Source organism: Roseateles sp. P1_C1_2 (assembly GCF_056406535.1).
This window is the reverse complement of sequence record NZ_JBFUAB010000020.1, coordinates 68,823-87,288: the sequence shown is the minus strand read 5'-3', so window position 1 is coordinate 87,288 and position 18,466 is coordinate 68,823. Positions and strand designations below refer to the sequence as shown.

Below are 18,466 nucleotides of genomic sequence, written 5' to 3'. Positions count from 1 at the left end.
GATGAAGCTGGACCTGCCGCAACTGCTCGAACAGCGCGTGCTCGTGCTGGGCCTGGGTGACTCCGGCCTGGCGATGGCGCGTTGGTGCGCGCGCTTCGGTGCGCAGGTCACGGTGTGGGACTCGCGCGCGCAGCCCCCGCAACTGGGAGCGCTCGGTGAAACAGCGGCTTTCATTACCGGCGAGCTGACAGCCGAGATCGTTGCTGGCTTCAATTCAGTGCTGAAAAGCCCGGGCCTGTCGCCACTGGATGCGCGCCTCGCCGCTGTCTACGCCCACGGCCCCGCCGTGCGCGGCGAGCTGGACCTGTTTGCCGATGCACTGGCCGCGCTGAAGACCCAGCATGGCTATGCGCCGGCGGTGCTGGCCATTACCGGCACCAATGGCAAGACGACGACGACCTGCATGACTGGCCTGCTGGTCGAGCGCGCCGGCAGGCGCGTCGCCGTCGCCGGCAATATCGGCCCGACCTTGCTGGACACGCTGACCGAGGCGCTGGCCAAGGAGCCCGATCCGGCGCCGGTCGAAACGCCGGCCGAAGCCATCGCCGAGGCGATCGAGGATGCACCCGTCGAGGAGGAGACGATCGAAGAAGCTGCCGTGCTGCCCGACGAGGACACGCCGCTGCCCATCGACCCGCCGCCGCCGCGCGGCCCGGTCTTCGAGACCCTGCCCGAGGTCTGGGTGCTCGAACTCTCCAGCTTCCAGCTCGACAACGTCGCCGGCTTCGAGCCCACCGCCGGTGCGGTGTTGAACCTGACCCAGGACCATCTCGACTGGCATGGCGACATGGCCGCCTATGGCCTTGCCAAGGCGCGAATCTTTGGCCGCGAGTCCGTCATCGTCGTCAACCGTGACGACGCCGAGGTCGAGGGCCTGGTGCCCGCACCGGTCTTCGTCAAGGGCAGCCGCGGCAAGGCCGGCCGCACGGTGTCGCGCCACGTCGTGCGTTTCGGCCTGAACCCGCCCAAGGTTGCGGGCGACTTCGGCTTGACGGAAGAGGGCGGCCTGACCTGGCTGGTGCGAGCGCTTGAGCTGGACCCGACGATCAAGCGCAAGAAGAGCGACGCGGAAGAGCCCCTCATCATCCAGCGCCTGATGCCCGCCGATGCGCTGCGCGTGCGCGGCCGCCACAACGCCGCCAATGCGCTGGCCGCCCTCGCATTGGCAACCGCCGCCGGCTGCGAGCTGGCGCCCATGCTGCACGGCCTGCGCGAATACCGCGGCGAGCCGCATCGCGTCGAGCCGGTGGGCAGCATCGACGGCATCGAGTTCTTCGACGATAGCAAGGGCACCAATGTTGGCGCCACCGTCGCCGCCATCTCGGGCCTGGGCGCCGACCGCGCGCCGGCCAAGCTCGTGCTCATCCTCGGGGGCGACGGCAAGGGCCAGGACTTCGCGCCGCTGGCCGACGGCGTCGCCCGCCATGCGCGCGCCATCGCACTGATCGGCCGCGATGCGCCGCAGATCGGAGCGGCGCTAGCGAACGCGGGCGTGCCGATGCAGCACCACGCGACGCTGGAAGCTGCGACGGCCTGGTGCCTGCAGCAAGCCCAGAGCGGTGACAGCGTGCTGCTGTCGCCGGCCTGCGCCAGCCTGGACATGTTCAAGAACTACGCCCACCGCGCCGAGGTTTTCGTCGCGACGGTGCAGCAGCTCGCCGACGAACGCGGGGTGGCGCTATGAGCGCCGCGCCGGGCCGTCCCAAGCAAGCTCGCTTCCGCTCGGCGGGACAGCGCGCAGCGCGAAGGGTGCACCAATGACTGCGGTGCTGAGCGGTTTCACCACCAGGCTGCAGTCGTTCTGGAAAAAGGGCGACGCCGAGGACGCCAGCGTGCCCGTGCGTGACTGGGTGTCGACCTCGGCCGGCCGCCCCACGCAGTTGCAGGGCTTCGACATCACCATGGTCTGGGTCGTGCTCGCGCTGATGGCCTTTGGCCTCTTGATGGTCTATTCGGCTTCCATTGCGCTGCCCGACAACCCGCGCTTCGCGAAATACCTGCCGACGCATTTCCTGACGCGCCACATGATCGCCATCGGCTTTGCGCTGGTGGCGGGCCTGGTCACCGTGCAGATCCCCGTCGCCATCTGGGAGCGCTGGGCGCCCTGGGTCTTTGTCGTGGCGCTGGTGCTGCTCGTCGCGGTGCTGATTCCCGGCATCGGCAAGGTCGTCTACGGCGCGCGTCGCTGGATCCCGCTGGGCGTCATGAACTTCCAGCCCAGCGAGCTGGCCAAGTTCGGCATCGCGCTGTACGCGGCCAACTACATGATGCGCAAGATGGACGCCCGGGAGAACTTCTTCCAGGCCGTCACGCCGGTGGCGATCTCGCTGGCCTTCGTCGGCCTGCTGCTGCTGGCCGAGCCCGACATGGGTGCCTTCATGGTCATCGCGGCGATCGCGATGGGCATCCTCTTCCTGGGCGGCGTCAACGGCCGCATGTTCCTGCTGATCACGCTGGTGCTGGTGGGCGCCTTCACGCTGATGATCACCTTCAGCGAGTTCCGCCGCGAGCGCATCTTTGCCTACCTGAATCCCTGGGACGAGAAATACGCCCAGGGCAAGGCCTACCAGCTGACGCACAGCCTGATCGCCTTCGGCCGCGGCGAGTGGCTGGGCCAGGGCCTGGGCAGCAGCGTCGAGAAGCTGCACTACCTGCCCGAGGCCCACACCGATTTCCTGCTCGCCGTCATCGGCGAGGAGCTGGGCTTTGCAGGAGTTGCCGTGGTGATCCTCGCCTTCTTCTGGCTGACGCGCCGCTGCTTCCTGATCGGCCGCCAGGCCATCGCGCTGGACCGTGTCTTTGCCGGGCTCTATGCCCAGGGCATCGGCATCTGGATGGGCGGCCAGGCCTTCATCAACATGGGCGTGAACCTCGGCGCGCTGCCGACCAAAGGCCTGACGCTGCCGCTGCTGAGCTTTGGGGGGTCGGCGATCTTGATGAACTGCGTGGCGTTGGCAGTCGTGTTGAGGATTGATCTCGAGAACAGGCAAATGATGCGGGGAGGGCGCTCGTGAGCGATCGCCACCTCGTCGTGATGGCCGCCGGCACCGGCGGCCACATCATTCCGGGCCTCGCGGTCGCGGAAGAAATGCAGCGCCGCGGCTGGACCGTGTCGTGGATAGGCACGCCGACCGGCATGGAGAACCGCCTCGTGCCGGCGCGTGGCATCGAGCTGGACGCGCTGCCCTTCGCCGGTCTGCGCGGCAAGGGGTTCAAGCACGCGCTGCGCGGCATCGTCGGCTTCTTCAAGTCGCTGGGCCTGGCGCGCCGTGTCTACGCCGAGCGCCGCGCGACGGCCGTGCTGGGCATGGGGGGCTATGTCTGCCTGCCCGGCGGGCTGACGGCGGCCTTCACCGGCCGGCCGCTGATGCTGGTCAATGCCGACGCGGCGATGCTGAAGAGCAACCTCGCGCTGAAACCTTTTGCGCGCCGGATTGCATTCGGCTTCGACGGTGCGGCGGCGGCTTCGACGTCGGGCGCCATCGTCAGCGGCAACCCCGTGCGTGCCGAGATCGAAGAACTGCCACTGCCGGCCGAGCGCATGGCCGAGCGCGCCGGCCCCTTGCACGTGCTGGTGCTGGGCGGCTCGCTGGGCGCACGCGCGCTGAACCAGGCGGTGCCGCAGGCGCTGGCGCTGTGGCCGCAGGAGCAGCGGCCGCTGGTGCTGCACCAGTCGGGTCAGGACCATCTCGGCGCTGTCTGGCAGGCCTATGCCGATGCAGGCTTGTCGGCCGAAGTGCGCCCCTTCATCGACGACATGGCCGCGGCCCTGGCCTGGGCCGACGTCGTCGTCTGCCGGGCCGGCGCCATCACCGTCAGCGAACTCTGCGCGGCAGGCTGCGCGGCGGTGCTGGTGCCGCTGGTCGTCAGCACGACCTCGCACCAGCGCGACAACGCCGTTTTCATGGCCCAGCACGGCGCGGCCATCCACCTGCCGCAGGGCGAATTGACGCCGGCCAAGTTGCACGAACTCTTGAGCGGCATGGACCGTGGCGCGCTGCTCGCCATGGGCGAGAAAGCTCGTGGCCTGGCACGGCCCCGTGCCGCCGCCCGTGTAGCCGATGAAATCGAAGGAATGCTGAAATGAGCCGCGAAGGCCGTAGTGCATGGCGGGCCGAGCGCTGGGCCGCTCCCGAGCCGGCCCGTATCCCCTCGGGGGATCGGCCAACGTACTCGTTGGACGAGGGGCTGACATGAAGCACGCGGTTCAACGACTGCATTTCGTGGGCATCGGCGGCGCCGGCATGAGCGGCATCGCCGAGATCCTGCACAACCTGGGCTTCACGGTCAGCGGCTCGGACGCCGTCGAGAGCACGACGACCGAGCGCCTGCGCGCCTTGGGCCTGCGGGTCGAGATCGGCCACGCCGCGCCCAATATCGGCGAAGCGCAGGCCCTGGTCACCAGCACCGCCGTCGCCGCCGACAACCCCGAAGTGCAGGCGGCTCGCGGTCGCCAGGTGCCGGTCGTGCCGCGCGCCGTCATGCTGGCCGAGCTGATGCGGCTGCGCCGCGGCATCGCCATCGCCGGCACGCATGGCAAGACGACGACGACCTCCCTCGTCACGGCCATCCTCGTCGAGGCGGGCCTGGACCCGACCTTCGTCATCGGCGGCAAGCTCAACGCCGCCGGCGCCAACTCGCGCCTGGGCAAGGGCGAGTTCATCGTCGTTGAGGCCGACGAGAGCGATGCCTCCTTCCTGAAGCTCAGCCCGGTGCTGTCCGTCGTCACGAACATCGACGAGGACCACATGGACACCTACGGCCACTCGGTCGAGCGTCTGCACGAGGCCTTCATCGAGTTCCTGCACCGCATGCCCTTCTACGGCGCGGCGGTGGTCTGCGCCGACGACCCCGGCGTGCAGGCCATCCTCGGCCGCATCGAGCGGCCGGTCGTCAGCTACGGCCTGTCCGCGGGTGTCGGCGTGCGCGCGGTCGATGTGCAGGCGCTGGCCGGCGCGCAGATGCGCTTCAGCTGCCAGCGCGAAGGTGCCGAAGACCTGGACGTGCTGCTCAACCTGGCCGGCGAGCACAACGTGCGCAATGCGCTCGCGGCCATCGCCATCGCGATGGAGCTGGACTGCCCGGACGAGGCCATCCAGCGCGCGCTGAAGAATTTCTCCGGCGTCGGCCGCCGCTTCGAGAAGCATGGCGAATGGCCGGCGGGCGATGGCGGCCGCTTCGAACTGGTCGACGACTACGGCCACCACCCGGTCGAGATGGCTGCCGTGCTGGCCGCCGCACGCGGTGCCTACCCGGGCCGTCGCCTGGTGCTGGCCTTCCAGCCGCACCGCTACACGCGCACGCGGGACTGCTTCGCCGACTTCGTGCGGGTCATGAAGGGTGCGGACGTCGTGCTGCTGACCGAGGTCTATTCGGCCGGCGAAGCACGCATCGAAGGTGCGACCGGTACGGCGCTCGCGCAGGCCGTGGGCACGTCGAACTTCGTGGCCGGCGTGGCGGACATGCCGGCGGCACTGGCCAGCTTGACCCGCGACGGCGATGTCGTCATCGGCATGGGCGCGGGCTCGATGAGCAGCCTGCCGGGCCGCGTCGCGGCGCATTTCCAAGGAGCTTCGGCATGAACACGCCGATCGATCTGAACATCGATGCCAAGGGTCTTGGCAAGGTTGCCGTGCTCTTCGGTGGTCACAGTGCCGAGAGGCCGGTGTCGCTGATGAGCGGCAATGGGGTGCTCGCGGCGCTGCAGTCCATCGGCGTCGACGCCCATGCCTTCGACCCTGCCGAGCGCCCGTTGCAAGCGCTCAAGGACGAAGGCTTTGATCGCGCCTTCATCGCGTTGCATGGTCGCGGCGGTGAGGACGGCACCATCCAGGGCGCCCTTGAATGGCTGGGCGTTCCCTACACCGGCTCCGGCGTGACGGCCTCCGGTGTCGCGATGGACAAGACCATGACCAAGCGGCTGTGGGCCAACGAAGGCCTGCCGACGCCGCAGTACCTGGCGCTGTCGCGCGCCGAGCTGACGCGCGAACGCATCCGCACGATTCCCGACACGCTGGGCCTGCCCGTCGTCGTCAAGCCGCCGCACGAAGGCAGCAGCATCGGCATCACCAAGGCGGCCGGCTACTCGGACATGCAGGGGGCGGTCGAGCTGGCGCTGGGTTTTGACGACGAGCTGCTGTTCGAGCAATGCATCGAAGGCCCCGAACTGACCTGCGCCGTGCTCGGTGAAGGCGACAGCGCCGTTGCGCTGCCGGTCATCGAGATCCGCGCCGAGGCCGGCAACTACGACTTCGCCAACAAGTACGAGACCGACACGACGCAGTACGTCTTCGGTTCGCTGCCCGCTGCGCTCGAAGCCGAAATCCGCCGCCTCGTGCTGCACGCTTACCGCCTGCTCGGCTGCCGCGGCTGGGGCCGCGCCGACCTGATGCTGCGCAAGTCCGACATGAAGCCCTTCCTGCTGGAGATGAACACCAGCCCGGGCATGACTTCGCATTCGCTGGTCCCCAAGGCCGCGCAGGCCGTGGGCGTGGACTACCCGCATCTGTGCCTGTGGCTGCTGGCCCAGGCCCGCCTCGACCGCGCATGAATTCAGCCGCCGCCACCGCCGCGCTGCCGTCCGACGTCCGCCTGATGAATGCGGTGTCGGCGCTGCTCGTGGCTGCGCTGGTGGCAACGGCTGCGTGGGCGGCTCTGCGCTGGGTGGTTCGGCTGCCGACGTTCAATTTCCGCGCCATCCAGGTCGAGGGTGATGTCAACCGCAACAGCGTCGCCTCGCTGCGCGCCAATGCCTTGCCTCGGCTGCACGGCTCCTTCCTCAGCATGAGCCTGAGGGACGGCCGCGCCGCCTTCGAGGCCGTGCCCTGGGTGCGCCATGCACAGCTGACGCGCATCTGGCCGATGCGGCTCAAGGTCAATCTCGAGGAGCACCGCCCCGCCGCCTACTGGGAGGCGCGCACCGACGGCGCCGATTCCGCCACCGAGGCCGCGGCCGAGCGCGCGCTGGTGAACAGCTTCGGCGAGGTCTTCCAGGCCAACCTCGGCGACGTCGAGGACGAGACCCTGCCCGTGCTCGCGGGCCCGGCCCAGAGCGCCGGCGCGATGCTGCAGATGTGGCGGGCCTTGTCGCCGGCCGCCGAAAAACTCGGTGAAGGCATCGACCGCCTGGACCTGTCCGGCCGCGGCTCCTGGCGCGCGACGCTGGGCAGCGGCGCCGTCATCGAACTGGGCCGCGGCAGCGAGGCGGATGTCGTCGAGCGCTTCGGCCGCTTTGCCCAATCCATCACGCAGGTCACGGCGACCTACCGCAGCCCGCTGCTGTCCGCCGACCTGCGCCACGCCGACGGCTACGCGGTCAAGCTGCGCGGCGTGACGACGAACACCCCGGGTAAACCCGTAAATAGAAAACGCTGAGGACGGACATGGCCAAGGAATACAAGGATTTGGTCGTCGGGCTGGATATCGGGACGGCCAAGATCATGGCCGTCGTGGCCGAGGTTTTGCCCGGGGGTGATTTGCGCATCGCCGGTTTGGGCGTGGCGCCGTCGCATGGCCTGAAGCGCGGCGTCGTCGTCAATATCGACGCGACCGTCCAGTCCATCCAGCAGGCCTTGAAAGAGGCCGAAATGATGGCTGACTGCAAAATATCCCGGGTTTACACGGGGATCACCGGCAGCCATATCCGCGGCCAGAACTCCACCGGCATGGTGATCGTGCGCGACAAGGAGGTCACGCCCGTCGATGTGACCCGGGTGGTCGAAACCGCCAAGGCCATCAATATCCCCAACGACCAGCGCCTGTTGCTGGTCGAACCCCAGGAATTCGTCATCGACGGCCATGAGGTGAAGGAACCCATCGGCATGAGCGGCGGGCGCCTGGAGGTCAAGGTCCATATCGTGACCGGCGCCCAGAGCGCGGCGGAAAACATCGTCAAATGCGTGCGCCGCTGTGGTTTGGAAGTGGATCAGCTGGTTTTGAACCCAAGCGCTTCCAGCCATGCCGCCCTGACCGCCGATGAACGCGATCTGGGGGTGGCGCTGGTCGATATTGGCGCCGGCACCACCGATGTGGCGATATTCACCGGCGGCTCCATCCGCCATACCGCGGTCATCCCGATTGCCGGCGACCTGATCACCAGCGATATCGCGATGGCCCTGCGCACCCCGACCAAGGATGCCGAGGAAATCAAGGTCGAATATGGCGTCGCCAAGCAGCTGCTGGCCGACCCGTCCGACCAGGTGGAAGTGCCCGGCCTGGGGGACCGCAGCCCCAGGATGCTGTCCAAGCAGGCGCTGGCCGGCGTCATCGAACCGCGCGTCGAGGAAATATTTTCCCTGGTGCACCAGGTCATTCGCGAGAGCGGGTATGAGGAATTGCTGTCCAGCGGCATCGTGCTGACCGGCGGATCGGCCGTCATGCCGGGCATGGTGGAACTCGCCGAGGACATTTTCCTGAAACCCGTCCGGCGTGGCCTACCCACCTATTCAGGGGCCCTTTACGACATGGTCGCCAACCCCCGCTCGGCGACCGTCATGGGGCTGCTGGAGGAGGCGCGGCTGTCGCGCAGCCGGGGTTTCAAGGCCGCACAGCAGGCCGGTTCGGTGCAAACCCTGCTTGGCCGGGTCAAGGATTGGTTCATGGGGAATTTTTGACCCCCCAAAACCAACAGTGGCCACGAAAAATTTGTTTCAGCAACTAGTCATCCATTGAGTGCCACGGCACAATTGCAGCAGTTAGGAGATCGATATGCCCATCGAGATGATCGAAGAGTTTGACCAAGGCACCCAAATCAAGGTGATCGGGGTCGGTGGTGGTGGCGGCAACGCCGTCGACCACATGATCGCCCAGGGCGTTCAGGGCGTGGAATTCATCTGCGCGAATACCGACGCGCAGGCACTGAATCGGTCCAAGGCCGACCAGCTGCTGCAACTCGGCACCTCCGGCCTCGGCGCTGGCGCGAAACCCGAAATGGGCAGGGCGGCCGCTGAAGAAGCTGAAAACCGCATTCGCGAATCCATCGCCGGCGCCAATATGCTGTTCATCACCGCCGGTATGGGCGGTGGTACCGGTACGGGCGCCGCGCCGGTAATTGCCCGCGTCGCCAAGGAAATGGGCATCCTGACGGTGGGCGTCGTCACCAAACCCTTCGATTTCGAAGGCGGCCGGCGCGCCAAGGCGGCCGACGCCGGCCTGGCCGAACTCGAAGCCAATGTCGACTCGCTGATCGTCGTGCTGAACGACAAGCTGCTCGATGTGCTGGGCGACGACGTCACGCAGGATCAGGCCTTCGCGCATGCCAATGACGTGCTGAAGAACGCCGTTGGCGGCATTTCGGACATCATCCACATCCCCGGCCTCGTCAACGTCGACTTCGAAGACGTCAAGACGGTGATGAGCGAGCCCGGCAAGGCCATGATGGGCACGGCGCAAGCCACCGGCCCGGACCGCGCCGCCAAGGCCGCCGAAGCCGCCGTGGCCTGCCCGCTGCTGGAAGGCATCGACCTGTCCGGCGCGCGTGGCGTGCTGGTGCTGATTGCCGCGGGCCRCAGCAACTTCAAGCTCAGCGAGTCGCGCAACGCGATGAATGCGATCAAGCGTTACGCGTCGGAGGAGGCCCATGTCATCTTCGGCACGGCCTACGACGAGAGCCTGGGTGACGCGCTGCGCGTGACCGTTATCGCTACCGGCCTGACGGCCGGCCGTGCCCGCCAGCAAGCGCCGCTGCAGGTCGTGCAGACCCAGCAGGTCGTGCGCAACGGCACCGACGGCATGCCCGTGCTGACGCAGGCGGTGGCCATGGCCACGCCGACGGCGCAGCAGGCCAATGTCGGCCTGGGCCTGGGTGATTTCGCCAACGCCAATGTGCCCAGCGTCTGGCGCCATGGCCGTTCGGGCAGCGCCGCGGCCAAGGTCGAGGCCTTGTCGTCCAACGGCATGGACGAGATCGAGATCCCAGCCTTCCTGCGCAAGCAAGCCGACTGAGAACAGGTCACTCTGTTGAGAAAGGGCGGGCCGCAAGGCTCGCCCTTTTGCTTTGTCAGGACGCGCGAGCCACCGCTGCGGCCGGTCTTGCAGCGCCTGAGATCAGCGCCAGTACGCCGCCACCGGCCAGCACCAGCGCCAACGCGCCCACGCGCGCGCCCGGCAGGCTTGCGGCCGCCGTCGTCAGGCATGCCGCAGCGGCCATCTGCAGAAAGCCCAGCAGCGCGGACGCCTGGCCGGCCTGTGACGCAAACGGCGTCAGCGCCAGCGCCGTGCCGGTGGGCGAGACCAGACCCATGCCGAACAGGAAGATGGCCACCGCGACGGCAAAGCCCGCGAGACCGGCGCCTCCTGCGACGAGCATCGTCAGGCCGCCGAGTGTTGCCAGCACCGCGCCAATGCGCAGCACGGTGGGGCCACCCCAACGCGCGGCCCAGCGCGGCGCGGTCTGCCCCGCCGCGAAGACGACGAACACGGACGTGGCGAAGAACAGCCCGACCTGCAGCGCGCTGAAGCCGAAGTCGCGCGCCAGCACCAGTGGCGCGGTACCGAAGAAGGCGAACAGCGCGCCGAGGATGGCGGCGGTCGCCAGCGCCGGGCGCATGAAGCGCGCATCACCGAGCAGCACGACATAGCCGCGCGCCAGCGCACCCACCGGCTGGTGGCGTCGCCTCTCGACGGGCAGGGTCTCGCCAACGATGCCCACATAGGCCGCCGCCAGCGCCAGCCCCGCCAGCACCAGCGCGACGAACAGCGCCCGCCAACCCCAGGCAGCCTGCAGCAGGCCGCCGAGCAGCGGCGAGAAACCCGGCGCCGCGGCCATGACAACCATGATGCGCCCGAGCAGCGCCGCGAGTTGCGGCCCTTCGAAGCGGTCGCGTGCTGCGGCGCGCGCCAGCACGGAGGCGGCGGCCACACCGACGGCCTGCAGCGCGCGGCCGACCAGCAGCCACGGCAGATCGTTCGCCAACGCGCCCACCATGCTGCCGACGATGAAGACGGCCAGGCCGCCCAGCACGACGGGCCGGCGACCCATGCGATCCGACAGCGGGCCGACGATGAGCTGGGCCAGCGCGAACACGGCGAGGAAGAGGCTGAGCACGGCCGTCATCGCCGCCTCGCTCGACCCGAGGGCCAACGCCATCACGGGCAGGGAGGGCAGCAGGATGTTGGTGGACAGCGTCGCCAGCGCCGACAGGGCAGCCAGCGTCAGCAGCCAACGCAAGGGCACGGCACTCATGAGGCCCTCCCTTCGGCGATGAAGGCGACGCTGCGCGCGATGACGTCGGCATCGGCCAGCAGGCGGCGATGGCCCAGGCCGCGCACGGGCTCGAAGCGCGAGCCGGCCCAGGCCGCATGCAGGGCCTCTGAGGCGGCGAAGGGCACGGTGCGGTCCTCGGGGTCGTGAAAGATCAGGCCGGGGTGGTGCAGGCCATGCTGCAGGCGTTCGAGATCCACATAGGTGATGCGCGTGCCGATGAAGCGCTCCACCCAGCCCGCGAAAGCAGCGGCATCCGCGGGGCCCAGGCCTTGGGCGGCGGCCAGGCCCTTGATCATGGGCGTCAGCGAGGACGGACCGGCCAGATGCACGCTGCGCCGGACTCGCCAGCCGTGCGCGAAGGCGAGCAGCGCCGCGGCCGAGCCCATCGAATGGCCGATGACGCCATGCACCGGTTCGGCGATGTCGGACACCACGGCGCGCAGCGCGCGGCCCGCATGGACGACGCTGGCGGCATGGCCGGTCGAGTCGCCATGGGCGGGCAGGTCGAAGAGCGTCACCGAGAAGCCGGCATCGACCAGCGCGCGGGCAAAGCCCAGCAGGTGGGCGCCGCGGCTGTTCCAGCCATGCACGAGCACGATGCGCGGGCCGGCGCCCAGCGTCCAGCGCGCGAGCTTGTGGCCTTCGTGGCGCAAGGGCGGCTCGGCATGGCCGGCCAGCGCGCCGCGCTCCTCGGCCGTCAGCGGCACACGCTCGGGTGCCGAGAAGGCGTGGCGGGCTGCGGCGAGATGGCCGTCGTCATGCGCTGCAAACGGCGCGGCCAGGGCGGGGGAGGCGAGCATGGCGGTCTCCTCGGGGCTTCAGCCGGCGTAGGCCGGTGTGGCGGTGGACAGGCTCTGCTTGACCTGGCGGCTGATGTCGTCGGCCAGCACCTCGAAGGCGCCGGYTTCCAGTCCGGCCAGGGCCAGGCGGGCGACGTCGGCGGGTGAGGACTTGGGGCCTTCCACGCCGCGCGTCATGTCGGTGTCCATATAGCCGACGTGCAGGCTGGTCAGCTGCGTGCCCTGGGCCTTGAGCTCGCTGCGCAGGCCGTTGCTCAGGGCCCAGGCGGCGGCCTTGCTGGCGCTGTAGGGCGTCAGGCCGGGCAGGGTCACCCAGCTCAGCACGGACAGCACATTCAGCACCGCACCGCCGCCATTGGCTTGCAGCACCGGGGCGAAGGCCTGGGTCAGGGCCCAGACGCCGAAGAAGTTGGTGTCCAGATGCCGGCGCGCGGTGGCGATGGCGTCATCGGCGAGCACGCCGGCGCCCTGTGAGATGCCAGCGTTGTTGATCAGCAGCGTCACGTCGGTGCATTGCGCGACCGCGGCGGCCACCTGGGCTGGGTCGGTCACATCCAGCGCAATCGGCACGACGCCGGGCAGGGCCATCGAGGCCGGGTCACGCGCGGCGGCATAGACCTTGGCGGCGCCGGCGGCCAGCGCGGCTTCGGCAAAGGCACGACCCAGGCCGCGGTTGGCGCCGGTGATGAAGACGACGGCGTTCTTGAGCTGCATGGCGATTCCTTCTCGATGCGTTTATTCATGTCGACCGACATGAATGGTATAAATGTCGGTCAACATGTAAACTTCGTCAAGCCCGTTCACCGAATGCCCCCAGGAGAGAGCGATGAAGGTCACCCGCGCCCAAGCCGAAGAGAACCGTGAACGCATCCTCGACAACGCCGCGCAGCTGTTTCGCGAGCGTGGCTTCGACGGCATCGGCCTGAACGACCTGATGCAGTCCGCCGGCCTCACGCGCGGCGGCTTCTACGGGCACTTCGAATCCAAGGACGACCTGGCCGCCCAGGCCACGCGGCGCGCGCTGCAGGCCAACCGCGAGCAGTGGAAGAAGCAGGCCGACCGCAGCCTGCAGGCCTGGGTCAAGACCTATTTGTCGGACGCCCACCGCGACCACATCGGCGCGGGCTGCGGCCTGGTGGCGCTGGCGGGCGACGCGGCGCGCGGCGGGCCGGCCGTTCAGGAGGCGTTTGCCGAGGGCGTCGCCAACCTGGTGGCCACGCTGCAGACGCAGATGCCCGCCGACCAGGCTCCCGAGAAGCGCGAGCAGGCGCTGGCCATGCTGTCCACGCTGGTGGGGGCGTTGCTGTTGTCGCGCGCCGTGGGGGATGCAGCGCTGTCACGCGAGCTGCGCGAGGCCGCGCGCAAGAGTCTGCCCGCCGGCGGCTGAACGGTTGCCGAGCGCCGCCAGGCGGCGCCGCGACATTGAGCCGGCGCCGACCCCTGTGGCATGCTCGCGCCCCATGTCAACGCCTAGAAGAAATCGGGATGCTTGAGCTGGGCCCGATGCTGCGCCGTGGCCTGCTGCTGCTGGCCCTGCTGGCCTGCCTGCCTCTGCAGGCGCAGCGCTTGCCCCAGCCCAGCGCGCGCGTGGCCGATGACGGTGCCGCCCCGACCGAGCTCGCCACCACCGCCTGGACGCGTGAGCAGCTCGACACCTGGTGGGCCGCGCTGCGCCGCCACACGGTGGCGGGCGGTGATCGCCTCGAGCTGCCGCCCGAGTTGCTGCCGCCGGAAGATGGCGCCGCCTGGAAATCCGTGGCCATGCCCGATGTGCTGTCCCGCCCCGGCGCGACGATGGTCAGCGATACGCGCGGCTATGAGATGCGCTGGTACCGGCTGCATGTGCCGGCCGACCGCGACGAGGCCATGGCCCTGTACATGCCGCGACTGGTGACGCTGTCCGCCGCCGTGCTGGCCCGTACCGACAAGGGTTGGCAGGTGCTGCTGGACAACCAGCATGCCGAGCGCGAGCAATGGGTGCAGCCCCTGTGGCTGCCCCTGCCGGGCATTGGCGCCCAGGGGCTGGACCTGGTGGTTGCGCTGCCGGTGCCTGCGGGCAGCTATCACGCGGTGTCGCGCATCTGGATCGCCCCGCGCGAGCAGCTGGAGAAGCGCTGGCTGTGGCGGGTGCGCGCCCAGACCGGCCTGCCCCAGGCCGTCAGCCTGACGCTGGCGGTCCTCGGTCTGTTCGCGTTGACGCTGTGGCTGCGCCGTCCCGAGGCGATCTACGGCCTCTTCGCCCTCGGCGCGGCGGCCTGGATGGTGCGCAATCTGCACTACTACGTCAGCCTGCCGGCCTCACCGGCAGGGCAGGACTGGTTCTGGTGGGCCACGCACGCGTCCATGGGCTGGGTGATGCTGACGGCCTTGCTGTTTGCGCTGCGCTTCGCGAGCCGGCGCACGCCCTGGCTGGAGTGGGCCCTGACCGCCAGCGTGGCGCTGGTCAGCCTGCTCAGCATGCCGCTGTGGCTGCGCCAGCTCGACATGGTCGTCATGCAGTACACGGTGACGGCCGCCGTTGCCGCCATCGGCACGGCCTGGGTGGCCTTCCTCGCCTGGCGCGAGCGCCGCGCCGAGCTGCGCATCATGGCGGTGGCGCTGGTCGTCGGCGTCGTCATCGGTGGCCACGACCTCGCCGTGCTGGCCGGCTGGGCCTGGCCCGAGCACTTCTTCCTGATGCCGTTCGCGACGCTGGCCGTCATGCTCAGCTTCCTGCATGCGGTGCAGCGCCGCTATGTGGGCGCCGTCGAGCAGGTGCAGGCCGAGAACAGCCAGCTGCAGGAAGACCTGGACGAGCAGGTCTCGGTGCTGCAGGCGCAGAACGTCCAGTTGCGCGAGGCCGAGCGTCAGCAGGCCCTGCTGCTGGAGCGCCAGCGCATCATGGCCGACATGCACGACGGTCTCGGCTCGTCGCTGCTGTCGGCCCTGGTGGCCATGGAGCAGGGCAGCATGTCGCACGAGCAGTGCGTGGAGGTGCTGCGCGAGTGCGTGGACGACCTGCGCCTCGTCATCGACTCGCTGGAACCCGTCGGCCACGACCTCGTCTCGCTGCTGGCCACCATGCGCTACCGCCTGGGCAAGCGGCTGCAGATCGGCGGCCTCAAGCTGGACTGGGACGTGCAGGACCTGCCGCCGCTGGCCTGGCTGGAGCCGCCCGATGCGCTGCATGTGCTGCGCCTGATGCAGGAAGCGCTGAACAATGTGCTCAAGCACGCCCAGGCCAGCCGCGTGCGCATGGTCACGCGCCACCATGGCAGCTATGTCGAGATCCGCGTCGAGGACGATGGCGCCGGCTTCGACCTGCAGAGCATCCAGCACGGCCGCGGCCTGAAGAGCCAGATCAAGCGCGCCCAGCGCCTGGGCGGCAAGCTGCGCATCGACTCGCAACCTGGCATGGGCACGCGGCTGTCGCTCAGATTGCCCGTGGAGCGCAAGGGCGAGCCCTGATCCGGGACAATCCAGGGATGGTCAAGCAACGCACCCTGAAGTCGATCACACGCGCCGTCGGCGTCGGCATCCACAGCGGCCAGAAGGTCGAGCTGACATTGCGTCCCGCGCCGGTCGACACCGGCATCGTCTTCCGCCGCGTCGATCTCTGCCCGCCGGTCGACATCCCGGTCGGCGTCATGTCGGTCAGCGACACGCGCATGGCCACCACCATCAGCCCCGGCGGCGACCCGGGCGGCCCCAAGGTGCAGACCATCGAGCACCTGCTGTCGGCCTGCGCCGGCCTGGGGCTGGACAACCTCATCATCGACATCAATGCCGACGAGGTGCCCGTGCTCGACGGTTCGGCGGCCGCCTTCGTCTTCCTGCTGCAGTCGGCCGGCATCGTCATGCAGGACGCGCCCAAGCGCTTCCTGCGCGTGAAGAAGTCCGTCGAGGTGCGCCAGGGCGAGGGCAAGAAGCTGATGTGGGCCCGGCTCGAGCCCCACCACGGCTACACGCTGAGCTTCGAGATCGAGTTCGACAACCCGGCCGTGGCGGCCACCGGCAGCAGCTTCGTCTTCGACATGGGTTCGGGCACCTACAAGAAGGAAATCGCCCGCGCCCGCACCTTCGGCATGACGGCCGACATCGACCTGATGCGCTCGCGCGGCCTGACGCTGGGCGGCTCGATGGACAACGCCATCGTCGTCGACGACTACAAGGTGCTGAACGCCGACGGGCTCCGCTATGACGACGAGTTCGTCAAGCACAAGATCCTTGACGCCATCGGCGACATGCAGGTGGCCGGCATGCCGCTGCTGGCGGCATATACCTCCTTCAAGGGCGGCCACGCGCTGAACAACAAGCTGCTGCGCGCGCTGCTGGCCGACGAGTCCGCCTACGAAGTCGTCAGCTTCGACGACGAGCGTGCCGCGCCCAAGGGCTTCGCCGAACTCGCCCCGGCTTGGTGAGCGCTCGCTCATGCTGATCGCCCGCCTCGTCGTCGGCTTGCTGCTGTTCTCGGCGGTCGTCTGCTTCGCCTGGTCCATCGCGACGGGCCAGGCACGCTGGCGGCGCCTGGGCCTGGTCATCATCAAATGGACGCTGGTGGCCGGCCTGGCCTTCTTCGGCGTGCTGATCCTGGAGCGATTGGCCCTGCTGCTGTGACGCGCATCACGGCTCGGCGCTGGCACCCCTGGGCTTGCGGGGATGCCAGCCCGGCGCCATGTGCTCAGAATGCAATCAAGGTCGCTGTTCGAGTTGCGGCGGCCCAGTCCGGGAGGTCATTAACCCGGGCGCCACGCGTGGAGATGGCCGGGGGGCCGGGGAAACGCAGTGGATTGAAAGAGAGAAATCGTTGTTGAAACATTGGGCCGCTCCTACCGGGGTGGCCCTTTTTTTGTTTGCACGCCACAGCTCAAGCTGTCGGCAAGCTGTCGATCAGGCGCCCAGATAGCGACCGCGCAGATGGGCTTCAAAGTGAGCCGGGTTCAGCGTCTCGCCGCTGGCGCGGCGCACCAGTTCGGGCGTCTCGAAGCGGCTGGCGGCCTGCCAGACATGGGTGGACAGCCAGTCGAACACCGGGCCCAGCTCGCCGCGGGCAATCTGCGCGTCGAGGTCGGGCCGCAGCGCCCGCATTGCCGCGAACCATTGCGCCGAATACATCGCGCCCAGCGTGTAGCAGGGGAAGTAGCCGAACAGGCCGGCGGGCCAGTGCACGTCCTGCATCGGCCCGTCCTTGAAGTTGCCGCGGGTGTCCAGGCCGAGCAGCTCGGCCATCCTGGCGTCCCACAGGGCCGGGATGTCGTCGACCTCGGCCTGGCCTTCGATGAGGGCGCGCTCGATGTCGAAGCGCAGCAGGATGTGGGCGGGGTAGGTCACCTCGTCGGCATCGACGCGGATGTAGCCGGGCTTCACGCGCGTCAGCAGCTTGTGCAGATTGCCGGCCTCGAAAGCGGGCTGGTCGCCGAAATGCTCGACCAGCAGCGGCGCCAGCAGGCCCGCGAAGGCCGGGTGGCTGCCCAGCTGCATCTCGAAGGACAGGCTCTGGCTCTCGTGAATGCCCATGGAGCGCGCCCGGCCGACCGGCTGGCCCAGCAGGTCGCGCGGCAGGTTCTGCTCGTAGCGGCCGTGGCCGGTCTCGTGGATGGTGCCCATCAGGCTGGGCAGGAAGTCGTCCTCGCGGTAGCGCGTCGTCATGCGCACGTCCTCGGGCACGCCGCCGCAGAAGGGGTGGGTGCTTTCGTCCAGGCGGCCGGCCGCGAAGTCAAAGCCCATCAGCTTCATCGCGTCCAGCCCCAGCGCCTTCTGGGCTGCCGTGGGGAAGGGGCCGACGGGCGAGATGACGGTCTCACTCGCCTGCCTGGCGGTCACGTCGCGGATCAGCCCCGGCAGCCAGCCGCGCAGCGGGGCGAAGGCGGCCTCCACGTCGGCGCTGCGCATGCCCGGCTCGTAGTTGTCCAGCAGTGCGTCGTACTTGGACAGACCCGCGCTCTGCGACAGCAGCTCTGCCTCCTGGCGCGCGATCTTCAGCACCTCGCGCAGATTGGGAGCGAAGCCCGCCCAGTCATTGGCCGGGCGCTGGCTGCGCCAGGCGTGCTCGCAGCGGTTGTTGGCCAGGCTCTTGGCCTCCACCAGGGCCTGCGGCAGCGCGTTGGCGGCACGCCAGACGCGGCGGATCTCGCGCAGATTGGCGCGCTGGCCCTCGTCCAGCGGCTCGGCGCCGGCGGCCTCCAGCAGGCCGGGCAGGGCCGGGTCGGTGGCCAACTGGTGCAGCAGGCCATCCATCTCGGCCAGGGCCAGGCTGCGCGCCTCGTTGCCCTTGGCCGGCATATTGGCCGCCTGGTCCCATTGGGCGATGGCCTGCAAATGGCCGAGGTGGTGCAGGCGCTGCTGGCGCGCGGCGAGGTCTTGGTAGGCAGAGGTCATGTCAGTCTCGATGTGTTGAGTTTGAGTTTGCGGGCCGAGCGCCGGGCCGCTCCCTAGCCGGACCGCGCTGGCGATGTGCTCGGGGCTCGATGCCACGAGCATCGCC

Annotated in this window: 16 protein-coding genes; 12 read left to right on the top strand and 4 right to left on the bottom strand. The window is 69.0% G+C overall.

All coding sequences use genetic code 11. The features are described from left to right. Position 1 precedes the first annotated feature (1 nt). The 8 genes from murD to ftsZ all read left to right on the top strand — a co-directional run bounded on the left by murD (position 2) and on the right by ftsZ (position 9,942). On the top strand, positions 2-1,684 hold the full coding sequence (gene murD / locus AC1D2H_RS20295) for a UDP-N-acetylmuramoyl-L-alanine--D-glutamate ligase (RefSeq protein ID WP_478012227.1): 1,683 nt from the start codon (positions 2-4) through the stop codon (positions 1,682-1,684). Between the two features lie 73 nt (positions 1,685-1,757). Next, the gene (gene ftsW / locus AC1D2H_RS20290) at positions 1,758-3,014 is read left to right on the top strand and encodes a putative lipid II flippase FtsW (protein WP_477930971.1); all 1,257 of its coding nucleotides are present in this window, start codon (positions 1,758-1,760) and stop codon (positions 3,012-3,014) included. Continuing rightward, entirely contained in the window at positions 3,011-4,087 is a 1,077-nt protein-coding gene (gene murG / locus AC1D2H_RS20285) for an undecaprenyldiphospho-muramoylpentapeptide beta-N-acetylglucosaminyltransferase (RefSeq protein ID WP_478012226.1), read from the top strand. The genes ftsW and murG overlap by 4 nt, the downstream gene beginning before the upstream one ends. A 106-nt stretch (positions 4,088-4,193) precedes the next feature. Beyond that, a complete protein-coding gene (gene murC / locus AC1D2H_RS20280) occupies positions 4,194-5,582 on the top strand; it encodes a UDP-N-acetylmuramate--L-alanine ligase (RefSeq protein WP_478012225.1) in 1,389 nt (462 codons plus the stop codon). Further along, complete coding sequence (locus tag AC1D2H_RS20275; RefSeq protein ID WP_477930965.1) at positions 5,579-6,550, top strand: D-alanine--D-alanine ligase; 972 nt, start codon at positions 5,579-5,581, stop codon at positions 6,548-6,550. The genes murC and AC1D2H_RS20275 overlap by 4 nt, the downstream gene beginning before the upstream one ends. Further along, positions 6,547-7,374, top strand: coding sequence for a cell division protein FtsQ/DivIB (locus AC1D2H_RS20270; RefSeq protein WP_478012224.1), 828 nt, complete (start codon positions 6,547-6,549; stop codon positions 7,372-7,374). The genes AC1D2H_RS20275 and AC1D2H_RS20270 overlap by 4 nt, the downstream gene beginning before the upstream one ends. An 8-nt stretch (positions 7,375-7,382) precedes the next feature. Beyond that, complete coding sequence (gene ftsA / locus AC1D2H_RS20265; protein ID WP_057296799.1) at positions 7,383-8,612, top strand: cell division protein FtsA; 1,230 nt, start codon at positions 7,383-7,385, stop codon at positions 8,610-8,612. Positions 8,613-8,706: 94 nt separating this feature from the next. Further along, positions 8,707-9,942, top strand: a complete 1,236-nt coding sequence (ftsZ, locus tag AC1D2H_RS20260) for a cell division protein FtsZ (protein ID WP_478012223.1) — start codon at positions 8,707-8,709, stop codon at positions 9,940-9,942. Between the two features lie 55 nt (positions 9,943-9,997). Here ftsZ and AC1D2H_RS20255 read toward each other — a convergent pair whose 3' ends face one another. Genes AC1D2H_RS20255 through AC1D2H_RS20245 form a run of 3 tightly spaced genes read right to left on the bottom strand, consistent with a single transcriptional unit; the run spans position 9,998 to position 12,717 of the window. Then, positions 9,998-11,182 carry a Bcr/CflA family efflux MFS transporter gene (locus AC1D2H_RS20255; RefSeq protein WP_477930959.1) on the bottom strand — a complete coding sequence of 395 codons (1,185 nt, stop codon included), beginning with the start codon at positions 11,180-11,182 and terminating at the stop codon, positions 9,998-10,000. Next, entirely contained in the window at positions 11,179-12,003 is an 825-nt protein-coding gene (locus AC1D2H_RS20250) for an alpha/beta hydrolase (protein WP_477930957.1), read from the bottom strand. Before AC1D2H_RS20250 ends, AC1D2H_RS20255 begins: the two co-directional genes overlap by 4 nt. 18 nt (positions 12,004-12,021) lie before the next feature. Continuing rightward, positions 12,022-12,717, bottom strand: coding sequence for an SDR family oxidoreductase (locus AC1D2H_RS20245; RefSeq protein WP_478012222.1), 696 nt, complete (start codon positions 12,715-12,717; stop codon positions 12,022-12,024). A gap of 112 nt (positions 12,718-12,829) precedes the next feature. Here AC1D2H_RS20245 and AC1D2H_RS20240 point away from each other — a divergent pair, with 112 nt between their 5' ends. The 4 genes from AC1D2H_RS20240 to AC1D2H_RS20225 all read left to right on the top strand — a co-directional run bounded on the left by AC1D2H_RS20240 (position 12,830) and on the right by AC1D2H_RS20225 (position 16,599). Continuing rightward, positions 12,830-13,390, top strand: a complete 561-nt coding sequence (locus AC1D2H_RS20240) for a TetR/AcrR family transcriptional regulator (protein WP_478012221.1) — start codon at positions 12,830-12,832, stop codon at positions 13,388-13,390. Positions 13,391-13,488: 98 nt separating this feature from the next. Further along, complete coding sequence (locus AC1D2H_RS20235; protein WP_478012220.1) at positions 13,489-15,450, top strand: sensor histidine kinase; 1,962 nt, start codon at positions 13,489-13,491, stop codon at positions 15,448-15,450. A 17-nt stretch (positions 15,451-15,467) separates the two neighbouring features. Then, on the top strand, positions 15,468-16,403 hold the full coding sequence (lpxC, locus tag AC1D2H_RS20230) for a UDP-3-O-acyl-N-acetylglucosamine deacetylase (protein ID WP_477930951.1): 936 nt from the start codon (positions 15,468-15,470) through the stop codon (positions 16,401-16,403). A 10-nt stretch (positions 16,404-16,413) separates the two neighbouring features. Next, positions 16,414-16,599 (top strand): hypothetical protein, encoded by a 186-nt coding sequence (locus AC1D2H_RS20225; RefSeq protein ID WP_478012219.1) that lies wholly within the window; start codon positions 16,414-16,416, stop codon positions 16,597-16,599. Positions 16,600-16,872: 273 nt separating this feature from the next. On the opposite strand, the gene AC1D2H_RS20220 is transcribed toward AC1D2H_RS20225, so the two are convergent. Continuing rightward, a complete protein-coding gene (locus AC1D2H_RS20220) occupies positions 16,873-18,360 on the bottom strand; it encodes a carboxypeptidase M32 (RefSeq protein WP_478012218.1) in 1,488 nt (495 codons plus the stop codon). Positions 18,361-18,466 lie beyond the last annotated feature (106 nt).